Source organism: Shewanella algidipiscicola, assembly GCF_900380485.1.
Taxonomy (GTDB): domain Bacteria; phylum Pseudomonadota; class Gammaproteobacteria; order Enterobacterales; family Shewanellaceae; genus Shewanella; species Shewanella algidipiscicola.
Genome location: NZ_OXJV01000016.1, coordinates 295,117 through 308,726 on the forward strand (window position 1 = coordinate 295,117; position 13,610 = coordinate 308,726).

A 13,610-nucleotide genomic window follows, 5' to 3' on the forward strand; every position below is an offset into this window, starting at 1 on the left:
TTGTAAATTATTGCACCGGTAATCGTTTCGATGAATTAACCTTTCAGGGGGAAGTCAGTCCTCGATGAGCTTACGCTGAAATTGAGCTGGAGTCGTTAAAAATGCCCGTTTGAAGGCTTTGTTGAAATGGCTTTGATCGAAAAAACCGACTCGATAGGCGGTATCAATTGCTGTGTTACCACCAATAAGCGCTTTCTTTGCGTATTCGAGTCGCAGTCGAGTGAGGTAAGCATGTGGAGTCATGCCCGTTGCGGATTTGAATTGTCTCAGAAATTGGAATTTACTCAGGCCGATACTATTGGCTAGCGTCGCTAATTCGACATTGCTATTTAGTTGTTCATGCAGTTGCTGCTTGATCATATCAATTTGAGTTAACGATAGTTTTTGCTTGGAAGTTGTTTCTCCTGCAATGGAGGTATAACGACACAGCAGTTCCGTAATAAAGGCGGTCAACAGGGTTTCAGTGTATAAGGATGATGCACAATGCTGTTTGTCTGTAAGTAGCCGATGCAGATGCAAAAATTGCTGACTTAGAAGACGATCTTCCGCGTTGGGGGTATTAAAAAATAGCGATTTTTGGTTAAGTTCAGCGGCGATATTATTAATAAAGTCCACAGGAAGAGACATCACGTGTGCGCAATATCCATTTGGTGCAATGCTGTGGCCGTTATGACTTTCATCGGGGTTGAGTGTCGATAAGCTGTTTGGGAGCAGTTGATAATGCTGGCCTTTGTGTAGGTATTGTTGTGCACCATAAGATACGACGCCAATATGGTAGTCAAGGTGCACATGCTTTTCGAATGCAAAAGACTTAAAGTGGGCTCGGCTTAGCTCCACCTCCTTTACAGTGCTTGGGTGCCAATACTCTATGCTTTCAACGGATGATGACAATTAACATGAGCCAGTTTGTGGAATGATTATCGAGTGTAGCCTAGGGACTTTTGTGCTGACTAGTAAATCATTGCAGCGGCAATATAACAAATCATTTTAAAGTTAATTTTTGGAGCGTGAATTCTGCCATTAATTAGCCCATAATGAGCACGCAAATTTCAGCTGTCAGCTAATTTAATCGGAGTCGGAATTGTGAAAGGACAGATCATTCGTGAAATGAAGGTACAACCTGTGATTGAGGTTGAGTACGAAGTACAACGACGTATTGCCTTTATCAAATCTAAGCTCAAGGAAGCCCATGCGACAAGTTTAGTTCTTGGGATCAGTGGTGGTGTCGATTCATCTCTTGCTGGGCGTTTATGTCAAATGGCTGTAGATGAACTCAACCGTGAAGGTGAGTGCGAAGGGAGTTATCAATTTATCGCAGTGAGGCTGCCTTTTAAGGTGCAAAAAGATGAACATGAAGCTCAATTAGCCTGTCAGTTTATTCGGCCGAGTAAATTAGTTACAGTCAATATTGGCGAGGGGGTCGAAGGGATCCATCACCAAACGCTTTTGGGGCTAGAGCAAGCAGATATCATGTCTCACCCTCATGGACATGTCGAATTTGTTAAAGGCAATGTGAAAGCCAGAATGCGCATGATCGCACAGTATGAGATAGCAGGTCTAACGGGCGGTTTAGTGGTCGGCACAGACCACAGTGCAGAAAATATTACTGGTTTCTACACTAAATGGGGCGATGGAGCCTGTGATTTAGCACCATTGTTTGGCTTAAATAAACGTCAGGTTCGTCAAATCGCCGCTGCTTTAGGAGCACCAGAGGTGCTAGTCAATAAAGTGCCAACGGCAGATCTTGAGTGTGATAAGCCACAGCTTGAAGATGAAGTTGCTTTAGGGCTGACCTATGATCAAATCGATGACTTTCTTGAGGGGAAAGCGGTGGATACTAAGGTCGAGGCGCGTCTTATTGCAATCTATAACGCGACGCAGCATAAGCGCAAGCCTATCCCGACTATCTACGATTAAATGACTGCAATGGATAGTAACGATTAAAAGCGCCTTGAGCGCTTTTTTTTATCCCTAGCGATTAAACACCGTCGTCATTTACATCATCAATTCATCGCGTAAATCGGTAATAGTGCGATTGGGGCATTGTCGATAATCGAGATAGGGGAGTAGATAAATCAGGTGCTTATCATGGTGAATTGGTTTAAATGTTTGGTTTTGGTCTAATATTGGTAAATCGAGGTTTCTTGCGCTTTGCTGGCCGCAGACAAAATGGCGTTGTGCCTCGCTTTGAATTTCGGTGGCGCCAAATACAATTCGATTATCTTGCGTCAATAGTCGTGACATGTAGTCACGCCAATCATCAGGCGCGGTTATTTTAGCCATAATCACCAGTATTTTACGCCAGTGATTTCCATTGAGCTCTATCAATTGTGTAATAGCGTCCGGCCCATTGTATTGCCAAGCATGCGGGAGCATCGGGGCTGTGGGCAGATAAAAACAGTTAGCCGCGCCGTGAGGCCCCACGCTGAGGATGTGATTATTCATCTTTAATTGATTCTTAGGTCGCTATCTTATGGTGTCTGGCGTCTATGTTAAGGTTGACAGTATAACAAGCAATAAATGAAGGTGTTAGGCTAGCTAAATCATGAGCGATGAGTCAGGTCACGAGGCAAGATTGGGAATAATCAACCGATGAAAATATTACTCACATCGACTAAACACCTTTTATTAGCGCTAACCTATGGGGCATTGGGAACTGTCATTGCTTTATTGGGCGTCGGCATCTACCTGCTAAATGCTCAGCCCGAATTGTCAATTTGGCACACCACAAGTTTGTCAGCGCAATTTCGCCAGAGCACACCGCTGACTAATTTTGAACAGTACTTAGCACTCGAGGAGATGTTGTTTACTGAGGTTGACAATAAAATCTATAAACGTACGCAGGATATGGTTAATCAACCGCTTAACCGTTATGTACGCCATAGTTTGTCCGATCCCAACCAATGGTCACAAGATTGGAACCGTAGCTACGAATGGTCAAATCCGACGGCGCAATTTGGGGTGTTATTACTGCATGGCATGTCTGATTCACCCTATTCTTTATCGCATTTTGCCAACCATTTTCGCCCCAAAGCGCATGTGTTAGGGCTGCGCTTGCCCGGACATGGCACATTACCTTCTGGGCTTGTTGATTTACGCTGGCAAGATATGGCGCAAGCTGTCACTTTAGCAACGCGCCATCTACAGCAACAGCTTAATGGTAAGCCGCTGTATGTTGTTGGTTTCTCTACTGGAGCGGCATTGGCGCTTAATCATGAACTGGAAGCTTTGAGCCAAGATAACCCATCGAGCTATGCGGGGTTAATTTTTCTTTCGCCTGCCATCGGCTTAACCCCCGTTGCCGCCGCTGCAAAGTGGCAATCAAGATTAGGTCAATGGTTGGGATTAGAGAAACTCAGTTGGAATGCGGTGCAAACTGAGTACGATCCGTTTAAATATAACTCCTTTGCGGTCAATGCAGGTGATGTGGTGTATCAAGTTGCGGCGCGTAACCAAGTGTTACTCCATCAGATGACAGAATCACAAAAGAGGCAATTAGCGCGAGTGATCACTTTTCAGTCGGTTGCAGATAGTACGGTATCCACAGTCGATGTGATAGCTAAGTTGTATCTAGGTTTGCCAGCTAAAGAGCATCAATTATTTCTTTTCGATATTAATCGCTTAGATGTAAATTTGGCTCTAATAGTAAATGATCCTATTGATGCGATTAAACTATTAATTGATCCCAGCCCATTACCATACCAGTTAAATTTGGTTCAAAATCAGCACTATCAAGACAGTTTTGGCCAATGGCAGACCAGTGAGCAAGTGGAAGTGGCACGTTATCAACAAGGTCTGGTTGAACATGAGCCGCTAAATATTAGTTGGCCCACAGCGGTTTATTCCCTATCTCATGTCGCGTTACCATTTCCTGCATCAGATAGCTTATATGGAGCGAAAAAACGGGTTTCAGCCCAGTTAAGAGTTCAAATTGGTGCAGTATCGACTAAAGGCGAGCGTGGAGTGTTGGGCGTGCCAGCGTCAGAGGTTTTACGCCAAAAATGGAATCCTTTTTTTGCTTATATGCTCGAACGTATCGATGATTATATCAATACAGAACAACAGAGGCTGGTTGAAGATCCAAGTATGCTCAAAGCAGAACATCGACTAAAACACTAGGGCCTGTTGATCTTTGTTGGTTGAATTTTGTTCTAGACAAAAACGTTTTAATCGAGGCGAGTGGATTGCAGCCTAGTCATCTAAGCAAAATTCACTTAACAAAGAGTAAAACGTTTTTAGCCGAACCCTTCGGGCAGCGTTTGTTGGGTATTTTTACTGCGTTCTCAGCTTTTTATGTAGAATAACTACACTACAAAGCTTCTGCCTTGTATAAATACCCAGCAATTCGCTGCAAAAACAACCTTGAAAGATCAACAGGCCCTAGATAGGAAATTGGCATTAAAAATAACCATAAAAACCAACGAAAAAACGCAACAGAACTTAAACATTATCGATAGTAAACTTATCCACTACTGCCGCGAGCTTCTGATTCGACGCAGACAACTTATGTGTTTCATCGCGACTCGCTGCGCCGCTGTCCTCTAATATCACGACCATATCGCGTATCTCGGCCATGTTGCGGCTCACCTCGGCCGACACCATGCTTTGCTCTTCTGCTGCTGTGGCTATTTGGGTATTGAGATCGCTGACTGTGTCCACAGATTTAATGACCTCATCTAAATTCTCAGTCACATTATTGGTCCAGTGACTGGTTTGCTCACAAGTCATCTTGGTTTGCTTCATCGTGGTCACGGTATGCTCAATACCCAAAAGTAACTTATCCAACGTCTGCTCAATTTCTGCCGTACTCGTTTGAGTCCGCGCCGCTAACGCCCTAACTTCATCAGCCACCACAGCAAAGCCTCGCCCTTGCTCTCCTGCCCTAGCGGCTTCAATCGCAGCATTAAGCGCTAATAGGTTAGTTTGAGCGGCAATATCACCGATAACCTGCAACACTTTGGTGATCGTCGTCGCATCATCGGATATATTGGCAATACTCACTTCGGTCGTTTCAACATCATGAATCAAGCGCTCAACTGTCTCACGGGTATTGAATACTATTTGTTTGGTGTCGTTAACTTGGGTGCTGGCCAAGGTCGCCATTTGTGAGCCTTGGGCGGTATTATTGGCCACATCATTTGCCGTGGCGCTCATCTCCTCAACGGCGGCGACTATCTGCTCAGTCTCCTGCACATGTTTCGTCAGTACCTGATTGTTACCATCCATTTGGTTTTCTAGCGCCGCGATGCTTTGGCCTATATCAAGCGAATTAGCGTAGAGTTCCTTGACTATGGACTCTAGGTTAGTAATAAACAGATTAACACCTGTGGCAATATCACCCAGATCATCCTGACTATTCACCGGTAGTCTCATGGTGAGGTCGGCCTGTCCTTGTGACAGTCCCACTATCACCTGCTTAAGCGCTATGATGGGGCGATATAGCCAATTCAAGATAAGTAGCACGAGTAAACTACTGACCAATAACATGATGCCTGAGTTAATCAGCGCTGAATCCAGTGCCTCATCGACCTTAGCGAAGGCAACATCTTTATCGATACTAAGCACAAGAAACCACTTCTTTTTTCCATGCAATAGCGGAATTTCATGACTAAAAATAAGCAAGTCTGTGCCTGCGCTATGGTAGTCGCTGGCAAACACATCATGAGCCACTAGTTGCTGCTCAATCTGACTCCAGCCCTGTTGACTGAGCAACTTGCCCGCCTGCAAATGTGGCATATTTGACACCAACACCTTACCCGCCTCATCGACAATGGCGGCTGTAGCACCTGGGAAGTTGACTCCATTAACGGTCTCGTTGAGGATCTCTAGCCCAATATCGCCAGATAGCACGCCATCACCCACATCAGTCACGATAGAGATCACTGGATTGCGCGTCACCATATCGACATAAATATCGGTCAATACCGCTTTGCTATTATTTCTAGCCAGTTGATACCAACCTCTAGGCCTTGGGTCATATAGAGTCGGATCGGCAACACCCTTGTGCCAAATATCATCATCAATCACACTCGCATAAGAACTGCCGTCTTCAAATCCCCAGAACACGGAATACAAACGGCTATTTTCTTTGACCAACTTTGCCACCATGGCATATTCGCCATTCACTCGGTTTTGCCTATATTGCTCGGCAAGTGCATCGATACTGTTGGCTTTGCTCATGAACCAGTTTTGTATGCTTTTTGCCTCGAAACGAGCAATCGTCTCGAGGTTGCCACGCACTTGCTCGACCGTATTTGACTTAAGGGTTAAATAAGAAAATAGGTTGGAAAAAGCCAGACATAAAGACACTAAAATGATCACCGATAGGGTGATGGTTTTTTTAAAGCCAATTGTATTCATTACAAATTTACTCTCGTCACTGAGGTATTAACCCAAATGGGGACACTTTACCCATGGAATCGATTCCAAACTGTGTCCCTGCCGACTAATTAGCTCTCGATATCTAAAATAAAATAATAAAAACAATTAAGAAGCCACCATAAAGTACCTACCTACTGAAGTTGGTGGTTTAGGGCTAAAAATAAAAAATGCCAACCTTGAGGTTGGCATTTTCATTACTAGACTCTGTTGAACTTTGCTGGTTAAATGTTGTTCGAGACAAAAACTTTTAATCGAGGCGAGTGGATTGCAGCCTAGTCATCTAAGCAAAATTCACTTAACAAAGAGTAAAACGTTTTTAGCCGACCCCTTCAGGCAGCGTTTGTTGCAAAAACAACCTTGAAAGATCAACAGGCCCTAGAGAGGTTTGGAATTTAATACTAATCGACTTAGAAATAATAGCCGAAGTTAATGTTAACTCGCTTATCCCAACTATCTCCGATTTCAGGTAAACCCAAATGACCATTATCTCGGGTCGAGGCATACATATTTTTACCCACAATAAAATCGATCATTGTGTAAGTTGGACCCGCAGCAATCGCACAGCCAGTCACATTTTGATAACTGGTATCAAAGCTATCATCGGCAACATCAGGGGTCACCATACCAAAGTCATTGTATAACTTAAGGCTACCCCAATCGGTCGTGACTGTTTTAGCAAGATTCACGCTATAGGCTTGGGCTTTCGCGGCAATTTCGTATTGCCAGTTATAGGCTGCAACAGCAATTTTGTTACTATCTATGGCATCAGCTGCATCATATTCATACTGCATTGCCTGCAGTTGCAGATTCCAGCTGTTATAGCTAGCATCCATATGAATCGCAACAGCGTAGCGATCGCCATTGTTGCCCGTCTTGTTGTTATAGATCTGACCATACTCAACCGAGGCACCAAGGTTTGCACTGCCGCCTTCATAGGTCATCTCATACATTTGACGTAGATTTAGCTGGTTAGTCTCTTCGTTATTGTATTCCGTGCCGTTAACTACGCCACTATATAGGTCGGTCGAATAGCGGTCAGCGCGGCTCGCTCCGTACTCAGCATTCTTAAAAAATGCTATCTCAGTGCCCCAAGCACCATTTTTATACACACCTTTAACCCCTAGGTCATAGTCATCTTCGAAACCTAAGTAATAAGGCACACCAAACCAGAAACTATTAGAGATAAAACCAGGATTACCGAAGGGCTTTTGTGTCACACCAAACTGCAATTGCCACTCAGGATTAACATCATAAAAACCATAACCAAATCGTAGTGCCTGCCAGCCATCATAAAAACGATATTCACTGGCGAGTCCCCACTCTCCTAATTTTCCGTTAAATTTAATGGCGGCCATATCGAAAGTAACATCGCCACCTTTATCTTTTGAAGCTTGATCATAATCTTTATAAGCATAATTAACCCTAACCGTTCCCGATACATCAATACCATCTTCATTTTCTTGCGCTTGCGCTTGCGCTTGCGCGACAACACTGGAGAAGAGTAAAGATGTCATAACAGATAAGATAGATAATTTAAATAATTTCATACTACCAACTTGCATCCTATACAAATAAAGGCTAAATAACGCCTTGAATAAAATTTAATAAACGAAAAGTTAAATAACCGATTACCATTTAAGCTTGGTTAAATCACATTGAATAACTTCATCTTTATTTGCTGGAGTACCAGGTTTTTTAGCCGACTCACATAATAAGGTGGTGCCATAGTCATTGCGCTTATCATGGGCATTACTTCTTGCCCAAACAGAAACAATGGCACGCTCTTCAGGTTTGGCTTCGCAACTTCCATCCACATCGAATGCATGGATGGTGTTTTGGTGAAAATAGATCAGCGGATCTTGCTGATAGCTACCGGCTAACCACTGGGTATGACCATTGTGCTGCGCTGCATCAAATTGCACTCGGCGCACCTTGTCATCTTCTTTAATGGTATGAACCAGTGGTGAGTCCTCTCTTACCGCGAAGCTCTTAAACTGATTAGTGCATGCTGGAACGCGCATGTTGTAGTACATCTCTGAAACCGCATGGTTATGATATGGATAAAGCGTATCGACCGACTGCACCGTCATGCCAATTTCGGCGCCGACCTTTTCACCATTGATCTCATCGATACGTAGCAATCCCCAATGGCCGAAGATCTCAGCGTAGGCATAGCCAGCACGGATGTTGTTAAAGTTCTTGTCGTTACGCTTACTCTCTTCGGCATACATAGGGAACCAGCCCGCCGCCGCCCAGAGGTTTGGCAGAGCGTTAGCACTGATATCGTAAGGGAAAGCCGATGGCATCTTCACTTCATCGCCGGTCACCATCTTATAAAAGTTTTTTGTAAATAGCTTACCGAGTTTCTGAACTTCTTTGTTAGTGACCTTAGTCTCGAAAAACTCATCAAAAGTGGTGCGTTTAAAGTGCTGGGCTACTGGCGAATTTTTAGTTAACTCGCCACCTGGGTTATAGATCCAGTCAACCTCTTCCCGGGCGCCAAAGCACTGTTTTGCTTTATCGGCGTTATTGATAACCTGATAGATATTTTTCACCATCAACTTCATATCACGGCGATCCATAACGCAGATCTTCTTGCCACCTTCTGTAGAGTCAAACAGCGCTTCATCAGAGTTTAAGCAATGGCTTTTTTCACCGTTAGTTAATGCCGATGCATAGGCTCTTAGATAAGTTAAGGTTTCATCCCAAAGCAGATCGACATACTTTTGATCAACTTTAGAATATGTTGGAGCATCTCCAAGACATTTAAACACTGCATTGTTTATATCATTAACATCTAAAAAATCAGGTAATTCACTAGCTAAAGCACTATTAGCAATTAGGAGTGACATTGCAACAAAGGTCTTTTTCATTCATCTCACCACTGTAATTATTTTAGGTTGAATCTAATACCAGATGAATAATAAACTTGGAATCGATTCCAAAAATGTAAACAGTACAAAGTTGCAACAACTATATAGACAAAAACAGCGTTAACCTCACATAAAAAATAATTAAAAACTAGGTGTCAAATATATAAAAAACCTCTTAGCGAAGGGGAAGTGCTAAGAGGCATAGTGAAATATATAGATAAGTAAGGTTAATTACCGATATAACATCATTGCAGGGATAATTAGCGCGTTAATTAATAGTAAATCCCATTCCAGAGAGAGGGAGATAAGATGGGAGATAGGCCCATTTTTCAATGGGCCTAGAGGTGGAGATTACTCTTGGTGCTTATCAAACTTGAAGGTATGACAATTGCTGCATAATGGCTTTTTCGCTTTATGCTCACCATGACACTCTTGGCAAGGTAGGTCTTTACCATAGTGCAGGTTATTATGTGGATTCTGCCACTTATCCTCTTCACTTCGCGCGGTTTGCTCGGCTAGATCGTCCACATCGTGACACTGTAAACAGGCTTGATCAGACGGGAACTGTTTAATCCCCTTGTCATGACAAACCTTACAATCTTTACCGATCACCTCTTTATGCCAAGCACGCTGCTCAATCGCTTGAGCAGACAGACTCACTAAGCCACCTAAGACCAGCGCGAGTACAATAGTTAACTTTTTCATTATTGATTCCTCTTAATTACCGGTCGACTTAGGCTTGCATCATGGTACGTGCAGCAGTCATGCCCATTACCATGCACTCAGGGATTGAGCAGCTACCCAAACGGCTCACGCCGTGAATACCGCCACACACCTCACCCGCTGCATATAAACCTGGAATAGACTGACCCGTAAAGCTGTCTTTAACTTCGGCCTTGGTATTCACCTGCACACCACCTTGGCAATAGTGCACTTTTGGCCATAGGCGAACGACAGTAAATGGCGCCTCGATAAACTTATCTTTGGCTTTGGTCATGTTCTTACCGAACTGCTTATCTTCGCCAGACTTAACGTAGGTGTTGTACTCTTCAATTTGCGCTTTAAGCGGCTTTAACGGTACGTCAAAATGTTTGGCTAGCTCTTCAATGGTGTCGAACTTCCAACCCACGTTGTATTTGATCACTTTCTTGGTATTGGGATGCTGCTTAGAATCCTTATAGCTGGTGATCAAAATTGGTGGTAAGGCATCGCCCTTCTCGTCACGACAGGCCAGTTCTGCATCGGCACGGGTCTTACGGTCGGCGATTTCATTCATGAAACGCTTACCCGTTAGGCGGTTAATCGCCATTGAATGCGGGAAGTTATAGATAGAGTAGTTAGACACATAACCAAAACCCCCTTCGTCGGGCGATGCCCATGGGCCAGACTGGATGTGGGCAAGATGTACAGGGATGGCGCCCAAACGGAACATTTCGTACATTCCCTCACCCGTCGCACCCGGTGCGTTAGTACAACCCACTTCCGAGGTCAGTGTTGGATCTTGCGCCATACGTAAGTCAACGTTTTGCGCAAAGCCACCTGTGGCCATAATAACGCCACGCTTAGCACGAATATTCAGCACGTCACCGGGTTGGTCTTCACCGAAGTGATAGTTCTGGCGCATTTTAACGCCAACCACTTCACCTTTGTCACCGACCAAGAACCCTTCAAACTTAGAACGGTTATGAATGTTAACCCCAATACGTTGACACTCTTTGTAAAGTGGTTGGGTGATACCCGCGCCGCAGCTCACGGTGGTTTGATAGGTTCGCGCAACGGAATGACCACCGAGCTGCTGAAGGTACGGATGATATTCGGCGCCAGCATCGATGGTCATCTGCAAGGCTTCAACGGCATGAGAGGCCACATGGCGTAGCAATGCTTCATCGGCAATACCGCGGCCAGACTTTAACTGATCAGCCACCATACGATCGACAGAGTCTTGTACACCCTCTTTTTTCTGCATCGGCGTACCGGGAGCAGCAAATAAGCCGCCGTTAATCGCTGAGTTACCACCAAAGTAAGACATCTTTTCAAAGATATGGACATCTTTTGCGCCCTTACGGGTGGCTTCAATCGCCGCCGCTAAGCCAGCAAAGCCTGAACCTATGATCAGTACTTCAACTTCTTTGTCCCATTTCACACCGTCAGCTTTCTCAGAAACCGCCATTGCAGGCGCTGCCATTGCTACACCCGCAGCGGCACCTAAACCTTTAATGAAATTACGGCGTCCTAGCAGATCTATATTGCTCATCTGTTATCACCCTTTTTATGTTTTATTGACGAGAAAATAATAGGACTGGAACCAGTTCCAAAACGGGAGTCAATCAACAGTTACCTTTAAAACAACTTCACAACATTGTTAAAACAATAACTAGCTTCAAATTTATTCAAAACTACTACTTTGTGGGTATTTTGGAACCGATTCCAAAACGGGCTATCTATGGAGAGGAAGCAGAAAAAACACGCATAAGGGGGGCATCAGCGTTGACAGCCAAGTTAAGCAATCTCAGTGTAAGAGACCAACTTAGATAAGCATAATGACTAAGCTCAGCCGTCACGCTACGTCATAGTTAAGCAGGATAAAGCCACCCTAGAATTCATCTGGTTGGCGTGAGCCATAAAATAAGAAGCCCCATACCAAGTACAGCTTGGCAGTGGGCTTTGAGCCGCTAACAGCAAAGTGAGTTTAGCGTCTTAAGATCTTACAGCTCATGGCTGAGATCTTAAGACACAAGACTCAGACTTAAAAATAGTAACCAAAGTTAATATTCACTCGCTTATCCCAGCTATCACCCATCTCAGGCAAGCCGACATGGCTGTTATCGCGAGTCGAGGCATACATATTCTTACCCAAAATAAAGTCAATCATGGTGTAAGTCGGACCCGCAGCAAGGGCAACGCCAGTGACATTTTGGTAACTGGTGTCATAGCTGTCGTCATCCACATCTGGGGTCACCATGCCAAAGTCGTTATATAACTTAATGCTGCCCCAATCGGTATTTAGCGTCTTGGCGATGTTAACGCTATAGGCTTGCGCTTTAGCAGCAATTTCATACTGATAATTATAAACTGACACCGCAATCTTATTGTTATCAACCGCATCGGCAGCATCATATTCATACTGCATCACCTGCAGTTGCAAGTTCCAGTCGTTATAGCTGCTCTCCATATGCAATGCGATGGCATAACGGTCGCCATTATTGCCAGTATTACTGTTATAGATTTGACCGAATTCGACTGAACCACCTAGGCGAGTTTGACCACCGGCATAGGTTATCTCATACATCTGGCGTAGATTAAGCTGGTTGGTCTCTTCGTTAAAATATTCGGTACCATTAACCACCCCCGAATACAGATCGGTCGCGTAACGCTGATTGTTGCTGGCGGCATATTCGGCATTTTTAAAGAACGCCATTTCAGTGTTCCACGCGCCGCTAGAATAGGCAGCCTTAACCCCTAAATCATAATCATCTTCGAAACCTAGGTAATATGGCACGCCAAACCAAAAGCTATTTGAAATAAACCCTGGGTTACCAAATGGCACCTGAGTGACACCCAATTGCAGTTGCCATTGTGGATTTACATCATAAAAACCATAGCCATAACGCAACATATTCCAGCCATCTAAAAAGCGGTATTCGCTGGCCAGTCCCCAATCGCCTAACTTACCGTCAAACTTAATGGCAGCCATATCGAAAGTAAAATCACCCAGCTTGTCTTTAGAAGCTTCATCATAATCTTTGTAAGCATAATTGACTCTGACAATACCAGAGACCTTAATGCCATCTTCTGCACCCGTTGCGTGTACATCTGTGATGACGAGTGAGGTTGGCATTAACAACGCCAACAGTAATGCTTTGGAAATATTCATCATTCAACCAACTTGTTTGTGTAGAGAGCATACATAAGAGGAGTTTTGATTTAACCAGCCTAAGTGATATCCATCAATTACTGAGTTAATGTAATGAAGGTAAACCATCAAATCTGAGTCAAATCACCTGTCGCTGTGCTAGCCTAACTCATTAAATTAAAGGCTAAGGTTGAGTGACAACACAAGTTAATGTCGAGTCGTTGGGTCAATATATGCAGTGTTCACTACCTACATTGATGCAATGACTAATACCATTCAAACAACACATAGTCATTCTATTGGACAATAACTTTAGCGTATCTTTAATGCTGCACTCCAGCAGCGTCACAGTATGCCTATGTCAACGGCGAACATCAAACCAGCCCCTTACCCAAAGCGGCTAAATTGCGACCAAGCTCAATAGTTCCAGCACAAAAATAAGCCATTGAATTTAAAGCATTTATAAGGATGTAATCACAAAAAAGTGGCCCTGAGACCACTCA

General features: G+C 44.0%; 10 protein-coding genes. 2 read left to right on the top strand and 8 right to left on the bottom strand.

The window, feature by feature from the left end; genetic code table 11:
* Positions 1-54 precede the first annotated feature (54 nt).
* The gene (locus tag DN599_RS11680; protein WP_110457765.1) at positions 55-891 is read right to left on the bottom strand and encodes a helix-turn-helix transcriptional regulator; all 837 of its coding nucleotides are present in this window, start codon (positions 889-891) and stop codon (positions 55-57) included.
* 192 nt (positions 892-1,083) lie between these two features.
* Between DN599_RS11680 and nadE the strand changes: the two genes are divergently transcribed.
* Entirely contained in the window at positions 1,084-1,917 is an 834-nt protein-coding gene (gene nadE, locus DN599_RS11685) for an ammonia-dependent NAD(+) synthetase (protein WP_110457766.1), read from the top strand.
* A gap of 78 nt (positions 1,918-1,995) precedes the next feature.
* Here the strand turns inward: nadE and DN599_RS11690 are convergent, their stop codons facing one another.
* Positions 1,996-2,445, bottom strand: a complete 450-nt coding sequence (locus DN599_RS11690) for a DUF6942 family protein (RefSeq protein ID WP_110457767.1) — start codon at positions 2,443-2,445, stop codon at positions 1,996-1,998.
* A gap of 147 nt (positions 2,446-2,592) precedes the next feature.
* Between DN599_RS11690 and DN599_RS11695 the strand changes: the two genes are divergently transcribed.
* A complete protein-coding gene (locus tag DN599_RS11695) occupies positions 2,593-4,119 on the top strand; it encodes an alpha/beta hydrolase (protein ID WP_110457768.1) in 1,527 nt (508 codons plus the stop codon).
* A 321-nt stretch (positions 4,120-4,440) separates the two neighbouring features.
* Here the strand turns inward: DN599_RS11695 and DN599_RS11705 are convergent, their stop codons facing one another.
* The 6 genes from DN599_RS11705 to DN599_RS11730 all read right to left on the bottom strand — a co-directional run bounded on the left by DN599_RS11705 (position 4,441) and on the right by DN599_RS11730 (position 13,131).
* On the bottom strand, positions 4,441-6,360 hold the full coding sequence (locus DN599_RS11705) for a methyl-accepting chemotaxis protein (protein ID WP_110457769.1): 1,920 nt from the start codon (positions 6,358-6,360) through the stop codon (positions 4,441-4,443).
* Positions 6,361-6,788: 428 nt separating this feature from the next.
* On the bottom strand, positions 6,789-7,895 hold the full coding sequence (locus tag DN599_RS11710; RefSeq protein ID WP_239473299.1) for a hypothetical protein: 1,107 nt from the start codon (positions 7,893-7,895) through the stop codon (positions 6,789-6,791).
* 114 nt (positions 7,896-8,009) lie between these two features.
* Positions 8,010-9,254 carry a dimethylsulfoniopropionate lyase DddY gene (dddY, locus tag DN599_RS11715; RefSeq protein WP_110457770.1) on the bottom strand — a complete coding sequence of 415 codons (1,245 nt, stop codon included), beginning with the start codon at positions 9,252-9,254 and terminating at the stop codon, positions 8,010-8,012.
* A gap of 351 nt (positions 9,255-9,605) precedes the next feature.
* Positions 9,606-9,959, bottom strand: a complete 354-nt coding sequence (ardB, locus tag DN599_RS11720) for an acrylate reductase cytochrome subunit ArdB (RefSeq protein WP_110457771.1) — start codon at positions 9,957-9,959, stop codon at positions 9,606-9,608.
* Between the two features lie 28 nt (positions 9,960-9,987).
* Positions 9,988-11,508 carry an acrylate reductase flavoprotein subunit ArdA gene (ardA, locus tag DN599_RS11725; protein WP_110457772.1) on the bottom strand — a complete coding sequence of 507 codons (1,521 nt, stop codon included), beginning with the start codon at positions 11,506-11,508 and terminating at the stop codon, positions 9,988-9,990.
* A gap of 492 nt (positions 11,509-12,000) precedes the next feature.
* Positions 12,001-13,131 (bottom strand): hypothetical protein, encoded by a 1,131-nt coding sequence (locus DN599_RS11730; protein WP_110457773.1) that lies wholly within the window; start codon positions 13,129-13,131, stop codon positions 12,001-12,003.
* Positions 13,132-13,610: the final 479 nt, after the last annotated feature.

What these genes read in the sequence shown, in the direction of transcription:
- DN599_RS11705 (WP_110457769.1), bottom strand. Translation starts at nt 6,360, where the DNA reads ATGAATACAATTGGCTTTAAAAAAACCATCACCCTATCGGTGATCATT.
- DN599_RS11690 (WP_110457767.1), bottom strand. Translation starts at nt 2,445, where the DNA reads ATGAATAATCACATCCTCAGCGTGGGGCCTCACGGCGCGGCTAACTGT.
- DN599_RS11730 (WP_110457773.1), bottom strand. Translation starts at nt 13,131, where the DNA reads ATGATGAATATTTCCAAAGCATTACTGTTGGCGTTGTTAATGCCAACC.
- dddY (WP_110457770.1), bottom strand. Translation starts at nt 9,254, where the DNA reads ATGAAAAAGACCTTTGTTGCAATGTCACTCCTAATTGCTAATAGTGCT.
- ardB (WP_110457771.1), bottom strand. Translation starts at nt 9,959, where the DNA reads ATGAAAAAGTTAACTATTGTACTCGCGCTGGTCTTAGGTGGCTTAGTG.
- DN599_RS11695 (WP_110457768.1), top strand. Translation starts at nt 2,593, where the DNA reads ATGAAAATATTACTCACATCGACTAAACACCTTTTATTAGCGCTAACC.
- DN599_RS11710 (WP_239473299.1), bottom strand. Translation starts at nt 7,895, where the DNA reads ATGACATCTTTACTCTTCTCCAGTGTTGTCGCGCAAGCGCAAGCGCAA.
- ardA (WP_110457772.1), bottom strand. Translation starts at nt 11,508, where the DNA reads ATGAGCAATATAGATCTGCTAGGACGCCGTAATTTCATTAAAGGTTTA.